At 35.0% G+C, this 14,944-nt stretch carries 16 protein-coding genes and 1 other RNA gene; 10 read left to right on the top strand and 7 right to left on the bottom strand.

The window, feature by feature from the left end; translation table 11 throughout:
* Position 1 precedes the first annotated feature (1 nt).
* A complete protein-coding gene (gene def / locus ACFSRZ_RS00700; protein WP_379664590.1) occupies positions 2-589 on the bottom strand; it encodes a peptide deformylase in 588 nt (195 codons plus the stop codon).
* Positions 590-768: 179 nt separating this feature from the next.
* A complete protein-coding gene (gene ruvX / locus ACFSRZ_RS00695) occupies positions 769-1,179 on the bottom strand; it encodes a Holliday junction resolvase RuvX (RefSeq protein WP_379664589.1) in 411 nt (136 codons plus the stop codon).
* A 153-nt stretch (positions 1,180-1,332) separates the two neighbouring features.
* Here ruvX and ACFSRZ_RS00690 point away from each other — a divergent pair, with 153 nt between their 5' ends.
* Genes ACFSRZ_RS00690 through ACFSRZ_RS00660 form a run of 7 tightly spaced genes read left to right on the top strand, consistent with a single transcriptional unit; the run spans position 1,333 to position 6,940 of the window.
* Positions 1,333-2,148 carry a 2,3,4,5-tetrahydropyridine-2,6-dicarboxylate N-succinyltransferase gene (locus ACFSRZ_RS00690; protein ID WP_379664588.1) on the top strand — a complete coding sequence of 272 codons (816 nt, stop codon included), beginning with the start codon at positions 1,333-1,335 and terminating at the stop codon, positions 2,146-2,148.
* A gap of 14 nt (positions 2,149-2,162) precedes the next feature.
* Positions 2,163-2,933 (top strand): glycosyltransferase family 2 protein, encoded by a 771-nt coding sequence (locus ACFSRZ_RS00685; RefSeq protein WP_379664587.1) that lies wholly within the window; start codon positions 2,163-2,165, stop codon positions 2,931-2,933.
* Positions 2,914-3,900: a glycosyltransferase family 2 protein gene (locus ACFSRZ_RS00680; RefSeq protein ID WP_379664586.1), complete on the top strand. Its 987-nt coding sequence runs from the start codon at positions 2,914-2,916 to the stop codon at positions 3,898-3,900. Before ACFSRZ_RS00685 ends, ACFSRZ_RS00680 begins: the two co-directional genes overlap by 20 nt.
* 6 nt (positions 3,901-3,906) lie before the next feature.
* Positions 3,907-4,566, top strand: a complete 660-nt coding sequence (locus ACFSRZ_RS00675; RefSeq protein WP_379664585.1) for a class I SAM-dependent methyltransferase — start codon at positions 3,907-3,909, stop codon at positions 4,564-4,566.
* Between the two features lie 4 nt (positions 4,567-4,570).
* Positions 4,571-5,128 carry an L-threonylcarbamoyladenylate synthase gene (locus tag ACFSRZ_RS00670; RefSeq protein WP_379664584.1) on the top strand — a complete coding sequence of 186 codons (558 nt, stop codon included), beginning with the start codon at positions 4,571-4,573 and terminating at the stop codon, positions 5,126-5,128.
* A 3-nt stretch (positions 5,129-5,131) separates the two neighbouring features.
* Complete coding sequence (locus ACFSRZ_RS00665; RefSeq protein WP_379664583.1) at positions 5,132-6,553, top strand: CCA tRNA nucleotidyltransferase; 1,422 nt, start codon at positions 5,132-5,134, stop codon at positions 6,551-6,553.
* Positions 6,554-6,556: 3 nt separating this feature from the next.
* Positions 6,557-6,940, top strand: a complete 384-nt coding sequence (locus tag ACFSRZ_RS00660; RefSeq protein ID WP_379664582.1) for a nuclear transport factor 2 family protein — start codon at positions 6,557-6,559, stop codon at positions 6,938-6,940.
* Here the strand turns inward: ACFSRZ_RS00660 and ACFSRZ_RS00655 are convergent.
* Genes ACFSRZ_RS00655 through ACFSRZ_RS00635 form a run of 5 tightly spaced genes read right to left on the bottom strand, consistent with a single transcriptional unit; the run spans position 6,926 to position 13,037 of the window.
* Positions 6,926-7,939 carry a glycosyltransferase family 4 protein gene (locus tag ACFSRZ_RS00655; protein WP_379664581.1) on the bottom strand — a complete coding sequence of 338 codons (1,014 nt, stop codon included), beginning with the start codon at positions 7,937-7,939 and terminating at the stop codon, positions 6,926-6,928. The two genes, ACFSRZ_RS00660 and ACFSRZ_RS00655, sit on opposite strands and share 15 nt — an antisense overlap.
* Positions 7,939-9,765: an ABC transporter ATP-binding protein gene (locus tag ACFSRZ_RS00650; RefSeq protein ID WP_379664580.1), complete on the bottom strand. Its 1,827-nt coding sequence runs from the start codon at positions 9,763-9,765 to the stop codon at positions 7,939-7,941. The genes ACFSRZ_RS00655 and ACFSRZ_RS00650 overlap by 1 nt, the downstream gene beginning before the upstream one ends.
* A complete protein-coding gene (locus ACFSRZ_RS00645) occupies positions 9,765-11,474 on the bottom strand; it encodes a phospho-sugar mutase (RefSeq protein WP_379664579.1) in 1,710 nt (569 codons plus the stop codon). The genes ACFSRZ_RS00650 and ACFSRZ_RS00645 overlap by 1 nt, the downstream gene beginning before the upstream one ends.
* Before the next feature lie 29 nt (positions 11,475-11,503).
* Positions 11,504-12,460 (bottom strand): glycosyltransferase family 2 protein, encoded by a 957-nt coding sequence (locus ACFSRZ_RS00640; RefSeq protein ID WP_379664578.1) that lies wholly within the window; start codon positions 12,458-12,460, stop codon positions 11,504-11,506.
* Positions 12,461-12,515: 55 nt separating this feature from the next.
* A complete protein-coding gene (locus ACFSRZ_RS00635) occupies positions 12,516-13,037 on the bottom strand; it encodes a DUF4199 domain-containing protein (RefSeq protein ID WP_379664577.1) in 522 nt (173 codons plus the stop codon).
* Positions 13,038-13,207: 170 nt separating this feature from the next.
* Between ACFSRZ_RS00635 and ffs the strand changes: the two genes are divergently transcribed.
* The 3 genes from ffs (at position 13,208) to fsa (ending at position 14,888) form a co-directional block, all read left to right on the top strand.
* Positions 13,208-13,306: signal recognition particle sRNA small type (gene ffs, locus ACFSRZ_RS00630), an RNA gene on the top strand.
* A 106-nt stretch (positions 13,307-13,412) separates the two neighbouring features.
* Positions 13,413-14,213 carry an SDR family oxidoreductase gene (locus ACFSRZ_RS00625; RefSeq protein WP_379664576.1) on the top strand — a complete coding sequence of 267 codons (801 nt, stop codon included), beginning with the start codon at positions 13,413-13,415 and terminating at the stop codon, positions 14,211-14,213.
* A gap of 21 nt (positions 14,214-14,234) precedes the next feature.
* Positions 14,235-14,888 (top strand): fructose-6-phosphate aldolase, encoded by a 654-nt coding sequence (fsa, locus tag ACFSRZ_RS00620; protein ID WP_379664575.1) that lies wholly within the window; start codon positions 14,235-14,237, stop codon positions 14,886-14,888.
* Positions 14,889-14,944 lie beyond the last annotated feature (56 nt).

The raw sequence follows: 14,944 nt of genomic DNA, 5'->3' as shown, positions 1-14,944 counted from the left end.
ATTATTTTTTCTTGATGTTAGGAAAGCGCATTCTATAATCTGCATTGATCTTTCCTAGTGATATTTTTTCTAATTTCTTTTTTAAGATTCTCTTTTTCAAAGAAGATAATTTGTCTGTAAACAAAATTCCTTCTAGATGATCGTACTCATGTTGAAAAACTCTAGCCGCAACACCGGTAAGTGTTTGCTGATGCTTTTCGAAATTTTCATCAAAGTACTCGAAAGTAACGCTCTCTTGTCTGAAAACATCTTCTCGAATATCCGGTATACTCAAGCATCCTTCGCTAAAAGCCCATTCATCACCTTCCTCTTTAAGAACTGTTGGGTTGATGAATACTTTGTTAAAATCCTTTAATTGTTCTCTCTCTGCTTCAGTAAGCTCTTCATCATCAGCAAAAGGAGTTGCATCGATCACAAAAAGACGGATAGACTTTCCAATTTGAGGAGCAGCAATACCAACACCGGAAGCATTGTACATAGTTTGCCTCATATTGGCGATTAACTCAGTTAAATTCGGATAGTCTGCATCGATCTCTTTGGCTACTTTTCTTAGCACTGGATCTCCATAAGCAACAACAGGTAAAATCATAGTAAAAGTATAATTCTCTTAATTCTCGGCAAAAGTACGAAAGTTAAAAGGATAAAATAAAACCTTAGAAAAACAAAGTTGAGAAGTTTGAAGCAGTAATGTGATAAAAGAAAGAAAAAGAGCTTTGTAAATATATTTACAAACATCCTAACCACTAAGTACTAAAAACTAATCACAAACTATTTATTGTACAAATAAGACTGTAAAATGATGGTGGCACTAATTTCATCAACAAGTGCTTTATTTCTGCGTTGTTTTTTGTTCAATCCACTATCAATCATTGTTTGAAAAGCCATTTTTGAAGTAAATCGCTCATCAACCCTTTCTACAGGTATATTAGGGAATTTTTGTTGGAGAGAAGTTAAAAAAGGTTGAATGTACTGTTCACTTTCACTTTCTGTATTATTCATCTGTTTAGGCTCGCCAATCACAAATAATTCCACTTTTTCTTTACGAACATATTCCTGTAAAAACGATAGAAGATCATCTGTAGCAACAGTTGTTAAACCAGAAGCGATAATCTGAAGCTCATCTGTAACAGCAATACCTGTTCTTTTCTTCCCAAAATCAATGGCTAATATTCTTCCCATATGATGAATTTGGGACAAAAATAACGATTTTAAACAAGCAACTTTTATCTGTTTAAAAAATGTATCTTCGTAACCAAAGACTGACACGAATGGTATCTTTGTAGGTTTATAAAAAACTAAAAAGAAATAACCATAAAACTCAAAGTTAAAAAGATGAACGCTTTAAGAGAAATTATAGAAAAAGCTTGGGAAGACAGAGCTCTTTTAAAGGAAGAAACAACCATTAATGCCATAAGAGAAGTTGTGAGCCTTTTAGATGAAGGAAGCTTGCGTGTAGCAGAACCAATTGGAGATGATTGGCAAGTAAATGAATGGGTGAAAAAAGCAGTTGTATTGTATTTTCCTATTCAGAAAATGGAAACTTTGGAAGCGGGTATTTTTGAATACCACGATAAGATTCCGTTAAAGAGAGGTTACGAAGCCAAAGGAATTCGTGTAGTTCCTAATGCTGTTGCCAGACATGGGGCTTATATTTCTGCAGGAACCATCTTAATGCCCAGTTATGTAAATATTGGAGCTTATGTAGATGAAGGAACAATGGTAGACACGTGGGCTACTGTTGGAAGCTGTGCTCAAATAGGAAAAAATGTACACTTATCCGGTGGAGTAGGAATTGGAGGAGTTTTAGAACCGTTACAAGCTGCTCCTGTAATTATAGAAGACGGAGCTTTTATTGGTTCTCGTTGTATTGTAGTAGAAGGAGTAAGAGTAGGTAAAGAAGCTGTTTTAGGAGCCAATGTGGTATTAACGATGAGTACCAAGATTATTGATGTAACTGGAGATGAACCAGTAGAAATGAAAGGATATGTACCAGAAAGATCTGTGGTAATCCCGGGAAGTTATACCAAGAAATTTGCTGCAGGGGAATACAATGTACCTTGTGCTTTGATTATTGGGAAAAGAAAAGAAAGTACCAATAAGAAAACATCACTTAATGATGCGCTACGTGAATATGATGTAGCAGTTTAATCCAAAAACCCCCTATGACTAAGATCACTGCGATTATTCCAACTCTAAACGAAGAGGAACGAATAAAAAACTCACTAAAATCAGCAGAATTTGCCGACGAGATCATTGTCATAGATTCATATAGTACAGATCGTACTGTAGAAATCGTCAAACAATCCAACGCAAGACTATTGCAACGGAAGTTTGACGATTTTTCTTCTCAAAAAAATTATGCTATTGAACAAGCTTCCAACGATTGGATCGTGTGGATAGATGCTGATGAAGTTTTAACAAAAGAGCTTCAGGATGAAATGAAAACGGCTGCAAGCAATGCCGGAGATCTTGTTGGGTTTTATGTATATAGAGTCTTCTTTTTTAAAGGGAAGAAAATGCGATATACAGGAACTCAAAACGACAAGTTGATTCGTGTATTCAACAGAAAGCATTGCAAGTACGAAGGAAAAGTACACGAAAAGATAAAGCCGGAAGGAAAATTAGGCACTCTCCAGCATAAGATCTTACATTATTCCTATATTAGCTTTGATCGCTATATTGTAAAGCTTAATCAACACTCGGCACTAAAAGCAGAAGAATTGTATGAGAAAGGGTTGGTAATAACACCTTTTCACATTATAGTAAAACCCGTTGCACGTTTTGTAAAGCATTACTTTATAAAACTAGGAATCTTAGATGGTTTTTACGGTTTTATCATTTCATTTGCACTTTCATACGGTGTTTTAGTACGATATATTAAGCTTTGGAACCTAAAGCAGAAGCATAAAAGAAATGACAAATTCGACAAGTAATACAGATATTTCTATTGTTATTGTCAACTATAAAAGTTGGAAACACTTAAGAAATTGCCTGCTTTCTTTACGTTTTCAAAACAAAGAATTTTCATTCCAAACCCTTGTTGTAGATAACAATTCTTCAGATGGGAAATTAGATGTTTTTAGAACTGAATTTCCGGAAGTAGAATTTCTGGAAAACTCAGGAAACAACGGATTTGCCAACGGATGTAACTTAGGAGCAAAACATGCTTTGGGAAAATACATACTGTTTTTAAACCCTGATACCATTGCAAATGAAGAAGCAATAGGGAAGATGTGGAAGTTTGCTAAAATGAACCCAACAGTTGGAATTGTTTCGTGTGAACAAAAAAAATCAGGAGGAGGTTACGAAAAGAACAAACGTATTTTTCTAAACTTTTATACACTTTTTGGGCTCACCAGAGCTTTGTACAAATCATTAAATAAACAACAACTACAAAACAAGTTTGCAGAACAAGCAACGGTTTTATATCCCGATTGGGTTTCCGGGTCTGTTGTTTTTATGAGTAAAGAGTGGATAGAGCAGGTAGATGGTTGGAATGAAGATTACTGGATGTACTATGAAGATATGGATCTTTGTAAAAGAGTTGAGTATGCCAATGGTAAAGTAGCGCTGTTAAAAGATGCAGAGATCATTCACGATCACGGTGGAGCTTCTCGTTTAAATATCAAGACAGCTTCCATTACAAAAACAGAAGTACAAATATCCAAACACGTATATATCAATAATCATTTTAGAGGAATAGGAAAATTGGTAGGTCAATTGATATTGATCCTTAACAATTGCATTGTCAAGCTATTGCTGGCAATCCTAGGAGTTTTACTATTTTTTGTTCCAAAAATGCGATTAAACGTATATTTGTTCCTGAAATTAATGAGACATTACGGATCTTCTTTACTACGAATGAGTTGGTTGAGCAAACGATCTATGAACATAAAATAAAACTTGATGGGCAATCATAAAAAAAGTGCAGAATATTACGCAAACGTTCGACCTGAAATGTTGAAGTTTATTCCAAACAGTGCAACCAAAATCTTAGAGGTTGGTTGTGGTGAAGGAAATTTTTCTGCCCAATTGATGAAAGATGGAGTTGAAATATGGGCCATTGAACCCAATCCTAATTCTGCAAAAAATGCAGCTCAGAAATTAACCAAAGTCATAGAAGGTACTATAGACGAAAAAATTGGTGAGGTTCCTGATAATTATTTTGATGTGATTATCATGAATGATGTTATAGAGCATTTGTTAGAGCCTTGGGATGATATCCAAAAACTAAAATCAAAATTGAATGACGAAGGTGTTTTTGTTTCTTCCATACCAAATGTTAGATATGCAAAGAACATCTTTAATATGTTGCTTAAAAAGGATTGGAAATATACAGAGCACGGAATTTTAGATTCTACTCACTTTCGTTTCTTTACAAAGAAGAGCATTCGAAGAATGTTTGAAAGTTGCGGCTATGAAGTAGTAAAATCAAGCGGCATCAACAGAACCAAATCTATGTTGTATGCTCCGTTTTCAATCATTTTTAATATTCCACTTCTGTTTACACAGTTAGACATGTTTTACATGCAATTTGCTACCGTAGCTAAGAAGAAAAAAGACTAGTACTGTGGAAAACGAATTGCAACGTACACTAGATGCCTTACAATCAAAAGGTACTATACTATATCCTACAGATACAGTTTGGGGTATTGGTTGTGATGCAACTCTTGAAGATACTGTTCAGAAGATCTACAAGCTAAAGAATAGAGAAGAAAGTAAGAGCTTGGTTATATTGGTAAGCTCACTTGAAATGCTTCAAGAATATATTTCTACGATACCTGAAAAGGCATTGGAGATTATCAGTAAACAAGAGAAACCTACAACAATTATCTATTCTCAACCTAAGGGATTGGCAAAAAATACGATTGCTTCAGATGATACCATAGCAATTAGAATTCCGCAACACAACTTTTGTAAAGCCTTGATAGAGAAGTTTGGAAAACCAATTGTATCTACTTCAGCTAACATTAGCGGAGAGCCTACTCCAAAATCATTTTCAGAAATCTCTAGCCCTATTTTGGAGGGCGTAGATTATGTAGTAAATTTGGAGCGCGAAAAAATCACAACAAAATCTTCTACGATCATTAAAATTAATGGAGAAGAGATTCAAGTGATAAGAGCTTAATTCATGCATAAGAACAACTACAAACAAGCCATTGCTGCTGATATTTTTTCTGTCATTTCTCAAGCATCCAAAGAATTGAATGTAAAGAGTTATGTGATAGGCGGATTTGTCCGTGATTTTATTTTAGAAAGAGGCAATGCAAAGGATATAGATGTGGTTGCTGTAGGTAGTGGGATTGAGCTGGCAAAAAAAGTAGCTAGTTTATTGCCAAATAAACCTAAAGTTCAGGTGTTTAAAACTTACGGAACTGCGATGTTACGATATAAGGACATCGAATTGGAGTTTGTTGGCGCTAGAAAAGAATCGTATTCAGAAGAAAGTAGAAACCCTAAGGTTTCTATAGGAACTTTACAAGACGATCAAAACCGTAGAGATTTTACCATTAATGCATTGGCCATTAGTCTAAATGAAGAAAACTACGGAGCCTTGTTAGATCCTTTTGGTGGAGTAGAAGATCTTGAAAGAAAGATCATAAAAACACCTTTAGATCCGGATATTACCTATTCTGATGATCCGCTTAGAATGATGAGAGCTATTCGATTTGCAACACAGTTGAACTTTCAAATAGAGAAAGGGTCTCTAGAAGCAATTACTAAGAATGCCACTAGAATAGATATCATCACAAGAGAACGAATCGTTGATGAGTTAAATAAAATACTAGCTTCGCCTGTACCTTCCATTGGTTTTTTATTGTTAGAAAAGACCAACTTGTTAGAAAGAATCTTACCTGAATTAATTGCTCTAAAAGGAGTAGAAGAGGTAGAAGGGCAAAAGCATAAAGACAATTTTTACCATACACTAGAGGTGGTAGATAACATTTCTAGAAATACAGAAGATGTTTGGTTGCGCTGGGCAGCATTATTGCACGATATAGGGAAAGCACCTACAAAACGATTTAGCAAAAAAGTAGGGTGGACTTTCCATTCTCATGAGTTTGTTGGATCTAAGATGGTATACAAGCTTTTTAAGCGCTTAAAAATGCCGTTGAACAACAAGATGAAGTTTGTTCAGAAGATGGTGTTGCTAAGCTCTAGACCAATTGTATTGGCTTCTGAAGTAACCGATTCGGCAGTACGTCGCTTGGTTTTTGATACCGGTGATGATATTGATTCTTTAATGACCTTATGTGAGGCAGATATTACCACAAAAAACCCAAGAAAGTTTCAGCGTTACCACAAAAATTTCGAATTGGTTCGTAAAAAGATCAAGGAAGTAGAAGAGCGTGATCGAGTGCGTAATTTTCAACCACCGATTACCGGAGAAAAGATCATGGAAACCTTCGGATTGAAGCCTTGTCGAGAAATAGGTCAGATCAAAGAGGCGATCAAAGAAGCTATCTTAGAAGGAGAAATTCCGAATGAATATGACGCTTCTTATGAATATATGCTAAAAAAAGGAGCAGAATTAGGATTAAAAAAACCTTGATGCATGAATAGCTATACAGCACATTGGCACGAAGTAGTAACTAAGAAAGACCCAGAGATTCTTTCTAAGCTTTTGGCTGATGATGTTGTTTTTCACTCACCGGTAGTTCATTCGCCACAAAAAGGAAAGAAGATTACCGAAATATATCTTCTAGCAGCTTTACAAGTATTTTTATCAGGAGAGTTCAAATATGTAAGAGAAGTAGAGAATGACCAATGTAGTTTCTTAGAATTTGAAGTAGAGCTGGATGGAGTACTGATCAATGGAATTGATATGATCACTTGGAATGAAGAAGGAAAAATTATAGATTTCAAAGTAATGATCCGACCATTAAAAGCCATCAACTTGGTTCATCAAAAAATGGGAGAGATCTTACTTCGTCGTTAAAAACAACTGATCCAGCTTTTTCGAACAGTTTTCCCAAGTATGTTCCATTGCGGTAGCACGCACATCTACATCTTTGCCGTCAGTTTTATTGATAAGATCAACTACTTCTTTGTAATCAGCATCAATATCAAATAAGAACCCATTTTCACCATGCTTTATCACATCCGGGCAGAATCCTGTTTTAGATGCAATCGGGAAACAGTTAGATAACATAGCTTCTAATACTGGAACAGGTCCGCCTTCTAAAGTAGAAGGAGAAATAAATACATCTATTTTGTTATAGAGACTAGGATATTTCTCGTAGTCTTCATTCTCAAAATAAGTGAAGTTAGGAAATGAGATTAATTCATCATACTTTTCATATTGATCCCAATAACGACCTATCATATAAAACTGTCGTTCGGGCATATGCTTTACCAAGTTGTAAACCATTTCGGGATTCTTACGATCTCCAAAAGCACTACAGAAACCAACAGAACCACTTGTTCTTTTATGAGAGTAAAAGAAGTTAGGATCAGAAGCAATAGGCATTAAAACAGCTTTTTCTTCTTTTAAACCTAAGCTTATGAGTTCTTTTCTTACTTCAGAGTTCAAACAGATTACATAATCAGCTTTGTTTAAACACCAGATCACATGTGATTTAGAATAAGAAAAAGTCCAATTAGGATGGGTAAACATTACAATATTCGTCTTGTTTAGAATCTTTGGATTGTGACGCATGGCTCTGTAAAAATACTGATGAAAGACAAAGAAATATCCATCAGAATCAGGTAGGTCACGCAAGCGATCGTGATAATAGGCTTTTGCATCCAGTCCGGAGAATTTAGCCAATCGTCTCACTTTAGCACCAAAAATCCAATCTTGATCGGCTTCACGAGCTACATAAGTGATAGTTGTAAACTCTTTGGATTTCGATTTGGGTAAAGACTTAGCTTTGAGAAATGCCAGAAGATATTTCCATTTGTACAAGAGATTGAAAATGATCTTTTCTCCCAACATTATTGAAGGTTTTGCATGGTCACCAACTTGAAATACTCTCCTTTTTGTGCCATCAATTCTTCATGTTTTCCTTGCTCTACAATCTCTCCTTTTCTTAATACTACAATATTATCGGCATTCTGAATGGTAGACAAACGGTGTGCAATTACTAAAGAAGTACGATTCTCCATCATATTTTCTAAAGCTACCTGTACAATTTGTTCGGATTCAGTATCTAAAGCAGACATAGCTTCATCTAAGATCATAATAGGCGGATTCTTTAAAACAGCCCTAGCAATGGATAAACGTTGTTTTTGACCTCCAGAGAGTTTATTACCACTATCACCAATGTTGGTTTCATATTGTTGAGACATATCTTTAACAAACTCGTGAGCATGGGCAATTTTTGAAGCTTTTATAACTTCGTCATCAGAAGCAGTTTGATTTCCTAACTTGATATTATTAGCAACTGTATCGTTAAATAAGATTGAATCTTGTGCAACAATCCCCATCAAGCCTAACAAAGATTTCTTTTTAATATCTCTTACATCAGTTCCATCAATGGTAATGCTACCTTCATTTACATCATAAAAACGAGTCACCAGGTTTGCTAAAGTAGATTTTCCACTTCCTGACTGACCCACTAATGCTACAGTTTCTCCTTTTGGAACTTTTAAAGAGAAGTTCTTTAACACGTATTCATCTTCGTATTTAAATGAGATGTTGTTAAATGAAATCTCAGAAGCAAAACCTGTTTTTTCAACCGCATCTTCTTTGTCTTTTAGAGGATCTTCAGTCTCTAAAATATGAAGAACTCTTTCTGCAGCAGCATTTCCTTTTTTGATGGTAAAGCTTGCTTTAGAAATGGATTTTGCCGGAGTAATGATATTATAGGCCAATCCTAGAAAAGGAATAAATACAGCCGGTGGAATTGATTTTTCAACCAAAACTAATGACCCTCCGTACCAGATAAGAACACAAAAAACCAAGATTCCTAAGATCTCACTTACAGGACCTGCCAGTTGGGTTCTGATTAATAATTTATTAGAAAGTTTTTCAAATCGAGAAGTAGATTCTCCAAATTTTCCTTTGAAGAATTTTTCTGAATTAAAAGCTTTTATTACTCGTAACCCCGATAAGGTTTCTTCTAATAATGATAAAAAGGTTCCTTGCTCTTCTTGAACTTTATCGGATGTCTTTTTTAAATTCTTTCCAATTACATTGATGATAAAACCTGCAACAGGAACAAACACAAAGATGAAGATGGTTAATTTCACACTAACAGCTAGCATAGAAATAATCGTCACCAAAATCATAATCGGGTCACGGAATATCAGCTCTAAAATGGATAAGAAAGAATAGTGAATTTCGATTACGTCTGGTCCAATTCTAGACATAATATCACCCTTTCTTTTTTCAGAAAAATAAGACACAGGCAATGAAACAGTCTTTTGATAAAGATCGTTTCGAATGTCTTTTAAAACTCCATTTTTCAAAAATGTAATGAAGTAAAAAGCTAGATAACTGAAGATATTTTTAAAGATAAAGACAACCAATATCAATACAATAACCATTAGGAGTGTTTTCTCTTGGTCTTCGCCTATCTGAGTAGAAACATAATAGTTAAAATAATCATTTAAATATTCTACAGCATTGGTAAAGCCTTTGTAGACAGGTTTTTTGTATACTACATTTTCGTCTTCTTTAAAAATGATTTGAAACAAAGGCATCAAAACAATAAAAGACAATGATGAAAAGACTGCATATAATATGTTGAAGAACACATTTAAAAAGGCAAATCTTTTATACGGGTGTGCGTAATGTAATATCTTTTTGAAATACTTCATTAAATGTCCATTTCGTCAATAATACGATCTATTTTAGCTTCTAACTCCTGTTCAATAACATCAGCATTTTCTACTGAATCTAATGATGTTTTTACACTAAAATAGAACTTAATTTTAGGTTCGGTACCACTAGGGCGAGCTGCCACTTTGGTTCCGTCTTCTGTATGATAGATCAATACATTGGATTTTGGAATATCCATGTTTTTCTCTTCTCCGGTAATTAAGTTCTTTTCAACAGAAGATTGGTAATCGTTAATGTAAGTTACTTTAGAACCATCAATATGAGTTAATGGGTTGCTTCTTAAGTCGATCATGATCTGTTTGATCTGTTGTGCCCCATCCATTCCTTTCTTTACAAAAGAAACCAATCGTTCTTTATAGAAAGAATGTTGTACATACAATTTCAATAATTCTTCGTAGAAAGAGCTTCCGTTTGCTTTGGCATCAGCAGCAATCTCACAAGCCAATAGGGCAGAAGTAACAGCATCTTTGTCTCTAACAAAGTCACCAACCATATATCCAAAACTCTCTTCGCCACCACCAATGAAATCTAGCTCAGGGTGGTCTAGAATCATTTTTGCAATCCACTTAAATCCGGTCAAACCAATTTTAGTCTCAACTCCATAACTGTCGGCAATATCATTCACCATGTTGGTGGAAACAATAGTAGAACCTACAAACTCATTTCCATCAAGCTTTCCTTGCTCTTGCCATTGTTTGATCAAGAAATCGGTCATCATACTCATAGTTTGATTTCCATTTAATAATTTGATCTTACCGTGATTGTCACGAACAGCAATTCCAATTCGATCGCTATCAGGATCTGTACCTAATACGATATCTGCTCCAATCTTTTCTGCTAATTGGGTAGCCATTTCTAAGGCTTCCGGCTCTTCCGGGTTTGGCGATTTTACTGTTGGGAAATTCCCATTAGGAACTTCCTGTTCTTTTACAATATGAACTTGATTGTATCCTGCACGTTTTAAAACTTCAGGTATTAACTTAATCGAAGTTCCATGTAATGAAGTAAAAACAATCTTTAGATCTTCTCTACCTTTTACATTAAAAGTTCCGTTGTTTAATGAAGCCTTCCAAAAAGCTTCATCTATTTCAGCTCCTATCTCTGTTATCAATTCTTCATTTGCATTGAAATTGATATCGGCATATGCTAAGGCATTAACCTCGTCAATGATTCCTCGGTCCTGAGGAGGAACAATCTGTCCACCATCAGTCCAATATACTTTGTAACCATTATATTCCGGCGGATTGTGAGACGCTGTCAATACAATTCCGGCATGACAATGCAATTCATTTACTGCAAAAGACAATTCAGGAGTAGGACGTAAGTCTTCAAATAAGTATACTTGAATTTGATTGGCTGTTAAAACATCGGCTACAGTTTTAGCCAACCATTCACTATCATTTCTACAATCGTATCCAATAGCTACTTTGATGGTATCATCAGCAATAACCTTATGGAGATAATTGCTTAACCCTTGTGTAGCTTTTCCTAAAGTATATTTATTAATGCGATTGGTTCCTGCACCTACAACACCACGCATACCTCCGGTTCCAAATTCTAGATCTTTGTAAAAACGATCTGCCAAATCGGGTGAGTTGGTATCGATCAGTTGTTGGATTTCTTCTTGTGTCTTATTGTCAAATGGCTCTGTTAGCCATTGTTTTGCATTTTCTAAAATGTTTTGCATAGTTCAAAAATTAGCAGACTAATTTAGGATTAGTGATTTAACTTTTCTCTAACTTTATAATGTTTTTCACTTCCTTTCGACTTAATTATCAATTCGCCAATAAAACCGGCCATAAATAATTGAGTTCCTAAAATCATAGCAGTTAAAGCTATATAAAACCAAGGATTGTCAGTTACCAAGATGGTTTTCATCCCTTGAGATAGCTTATATAGTTTCATAATTCCAATATACGCGGCAGAAATAAAACCAAAAACGAACATCAAAGTTCCTAAAAGACCAAAGAAGTGCATAGGTCTTTTTCCGAATCTTGATAAAAAAGAGATTGTGATCAAGTCTAAGAAACCATTTACAAAACGGTTCATTCCAAACTTGGTTTCACCATATTTTCTTGCTTGATGTTGTACAACTTTCTCTCCAATGTTTTTAAATCCTTCGTTCTTGGCAAGAACAGGAATATAACGATGCATCTCACCACTTACTTTTACACTTTTTACAACGGTATTCTTGTAAGCTTTAAGTCCACAATTAAAATCGTGCAGTTTTAAACCTGAAGTTTTTCTAGCTGCCCAATTGAAGAGTTTAGAAGGAAGGTTTTTGGCAATAACATTATCGTAACGTTTCTTTTTCCATCCGGAAACTAAATCAAATCCTTCTTTAGTAATGAGGTCGTAAAGTTCCGGAATTTCATCAGGACTGTCTTGCAGGTCGGCATCCATAGTAATTACTACACGACCTCTGGCAATTTCAAATCCTGCATCTAAAGCCTGAGATTTTCCATAGTTTTTTTGAAAACGAATTCCTCTTACAGATTCATTCGTTTGAGATAATTTTTCAATAACATCCCAAGAACTATCGGTACTTCCATCATCTATAAATATGACTTCATATAAAAACCGATTGGATTGCATCACGGATGCAATCCAATTGTATAATTCTTGTAATGATTCTTCTTCGTTTAATAAAGGTATGACTACCGATATATCCATAAGTGGTTATTTATAGTGCAAAGGTAACGATAATCTTAACACTAAAAATAGGAATCTAGTATCCGTCTTCCTCAGTTCTTTTCATAATAGCTCCTGCGATAGCAGAAATAATGAATCCAAAGAAAGCTGCAGCTACGATAGAGATCGCTGATGTAATAGCTGGGTTAGAAAAACGCTTTGTCATTTCAGCAGCAGATTCTATTTGCTCAGAAGTCATGTTAGCATCAGCCCAAGCTTGTTTTTGAACCTCCAACATTTGGTTTTGGAAATCTGGTTCAATAAAGTTTAAGAAAATAAGATTATAAACAATACCAATAACAGCACTTACAATAGCAATACCAACACCAACTTTTACAGCTTGTCCAAAAGATAAAATATTATTGTTGTCAAACTTGAATTTTTTAATTCCTAAAACAAGAATTACGATCATTGCAATAAAACTTACAACTCCTCCAATCCAACTGTTTTCAATTAAACTATCCGTAGCATACAATACTACATTTACCAAAATGCTTAAAATTCCAAGGTAAACACCATAGTTAAGCATTATGTTTTTACTAGAAGCTTGATTTTCCATAAGGTTTTTAAATTTAGTTAGTTATACAAATATAAAGATTTCGTTTTCAGTATGTTTTTAGGTTTCTAGGCCCTTAAAACAATACATTAGTACACAAAGAGTTAGGAATGTTACAGAAAAATTGAGAAAGTTTTCATTTGTTATGCTAAAAATTGATTGTAACTTTGCAGCGGCAAGTCCTACACAACTAGCTCCCTCGGAATCCCCCAGGGCGGGAACGCAGCAAGGGTACTTGGTTGTAGCAGTGTGATGTAGATAGCTTGCCATTTTTTATTTCTTTTAGTTACCTTTTCATAACTCTGTTAATATCTACCACCAAAATTACACGCTAGTCACGGTTTCTTTTTAGATATTTGTCCCGATATTTTTCTCATTATGTCCAAAGTTGTATTTATAACAGGAGCTTCTTCCGGAATTGGAAAATCTACAGCCGAGCTTTTATCTAGTAAAGGATTTGTTGTATATGGAACCAGTAGAAATCCTAAAGGAGGAAACGATAACTACCAAATGATCCCTTTGGATGTAACCAATCAAGAATCTATCAAAAACGCTGTTGACACAATTCTAGATAAAGAAGGAAGAATTGATGTACTCATAAACAACGCAGGAATGGGGATTACCGGACCTGTAGAAGATACTCCAACAGAAGAAATGAAAAGAGTTTTTAATACCAATTTCTTTGGAGCTGTAGATGTAATGAAAGCTGTTTTGCCAAGCATGAGAAAGCAAGGTTCAGGAATCATTATCAACGTGACTTCCATTGCCGGATATATGGGGCTTCCTTATAGAGGAATTTATTCGGCTACCAAAGGGGCTTTGGAATTAACTGTTGAAGCAATACGAATGGAGGTGAAGGAATTTGGAATTCAAGTAACCAACGTAGCACCGGGAGATGTTGCTACCAATATTGCTGCCGGAAGATATCATACGCCTGTTTTTGAAGACTCAGCGTACAAAGAAAAATACCAAATGAACCTGGATTTGATGGATAGTCATGTTGATAGTGGAATGGATCCACTGAAAATGGCACAAAAGATTGAAAAGATCATTCGTTCCGGAAAACCTAAGGTTCATTATAAAGTAGGAGGGTTTATGGAGAAATTTTCCATCGTTCTAAAAAGAATCCTACCCGACACTATGTATGAACGATTATTGATGAATCATTATAAATTATAAAACACAACTAAATATTCACTCATGAAATTTTTTATCGATACTGCTAACTTAGATCAAATTAGAGAAGCGCAAGCTTTAGGAATCTTAGACGGAGTAACAACAAATCCTTCTTTAATGGCCAAAGAAGGAATTACAGGAGAAGAGAACATTATCAATCACTACAAGGCTATTTGCGATATCGTAGATGGAGATGTATCTGCAGAAGTAATTGCTACAGATTTTGAAGGAATGGTAAAAGAAGGAGAAGCATTGGCTGCTTTAGACCCTCAGATTGTTGTTAAATTACCAATGATTGGAGATGGTGTAAAAGCATGTAAATATTTTTCTGATAAAGGAATTAAAACCAATGTAACCTTAGTATTCTCTGCCGGACAAGCTTTATTAGCTGCAAAAGCAGGAGCTACTTATGTATCGCCATTTATTGGACGTTTGGATGATATTTCTACTGATGGTTTGAATCTGATCGCAGAGATTCGTCAGATTTATGACAACTACATGTTCGAGACTGAAATTTTAGCAGCTTCTGTACGTCATACCATGCACATTATTGATTGCGCTAAGATTGGAGCAGATGTAATGACAGGACCATTAAGCGCAATTAGTGGATTGTTAAAGCACCCATTAACTGATATTGGTTTAGAAAAGTTCTTAGCAGATTACAAGAAAGGAAACTAAAACAACGTTTTAAAGTTACAAAGTCAGAAAATTGAAGGGATGTATTTCCGAACAAT

It is taken from the genome of Pseudotenacibaculum haliotis, assembly GCF_042684245.1.
Classification (GTDB): domain Bacteria; phylum Bacteroidota; class Bacteroidia; order Flavobacteriales; family Flavobacteriaceae; genus Polaribacter; species Polaribacter haliotis_A.
The sequence above is the reverse complement of the archived record's forward strand: the minus strand, read 5'-3'. Positions and strand labels throughout refer to the sequence as shown.

Coding starts and splice junctions, on each gene's coding strand:
- ACFSRZ_RS00635 (WP_379664577.1), bottom strand. CDS start 13,037: ATGGAAAATCAAGCTTCTAGTAAAAACATAATGCTTAACTATGGTGTT.
- ACFSRZ_RS00680 (WP_379664586.1), top strand. CDS start 2,914: ATGACAAATTCGACAAGTAATACAGATATTTCTATTGTTATTGTCAAC.
- ACFSRZ_RS00655 (WP_379664581.1), bottom strand. CDS start 7,939: ATGTTGGGAGAAAAGATCATTTTCAATCTCTTGTACAAATGGAAATAT.
- ACFSRZ_RS00645 (WP_379664579.1), bottom strand. CDS start 11,474: ATGCAAAACATTTTAGAAAATGCAAAACAATGGCTAACAGAGCCATTT.
- ACFSRZ_RS00690 (WP_379664588.1), top strand. CDS start 1,333: ATGAACGCTTTAAGAGAAATTATAGAAAAAGCTTGGGAAGACAGAGCT.
- ACFSRZ_RS00675 (WP_379664585.1), top strand. CDS start 3,907: ATGGGCAATCATAAAAAAAGTGCAGAATATTACGCAAACGTTCGACCT.
- ACFSRZ_RS00660 (WP_379664582.1), top strand. CDS start 6,557: ATGAATAGCTATACAGCACATTGGCACGAAGTAGTAACTAAGAAAGAC.
- ACFSRZ_RS00685 (WP_379664587.1), top strand. CDS start 2,163: ATGACTAAGATCACTGCGATTATTCCAACTCTAAACGAAGAGGAACGA.
- ACFSRZ_RS00625 (WP_379664576.1), top strand. CDS start 13,413: ATGTCCAAAGTTGTATTTATAACAGGAGCTTCTTCCGGAATTGGAAAA.
- ACFSRZ_RS00640 (WP_379664578.1), bottom strand. CDS start 12,460: ATGGATATATCGGTAGTCATACCTTTATTAAACGAAGAAGAATCATTA.
- ACFSRZ_RS00650 (WP_379664580.1), bottom strand. CDS start 9,765: ATGAAGTATTTCAAAAAGATATTACATTACGCACACCCGTATAAAAGA.
- ACFSRZ_RS00665 (WP_379664583.1), top strand. CDS start 5,132: ATGCATAAGAACAACTACAAACAAGCCATTGCTGCTGATATTTTTTCT.
- fsa (WP_379664575.1), top strand. CDS start 14,235: ATGAAATTTTTTATCGATACTGCTAACTTAGATCAAATTAGAGAAGCG.
- ruvX (WP_379664589.1), bottom strand. CDS start 1,179: ATGGGAAGAATATTAGCCATTGATTTTGGGAAGAAAAGAACAGGTATT.
- def (WP_379664590.1), bottom strand. CDS start 589: ATGATTTTACCTGTTGTTGCTTATGGAGATCCAGTGCTAAGAAAAGTA.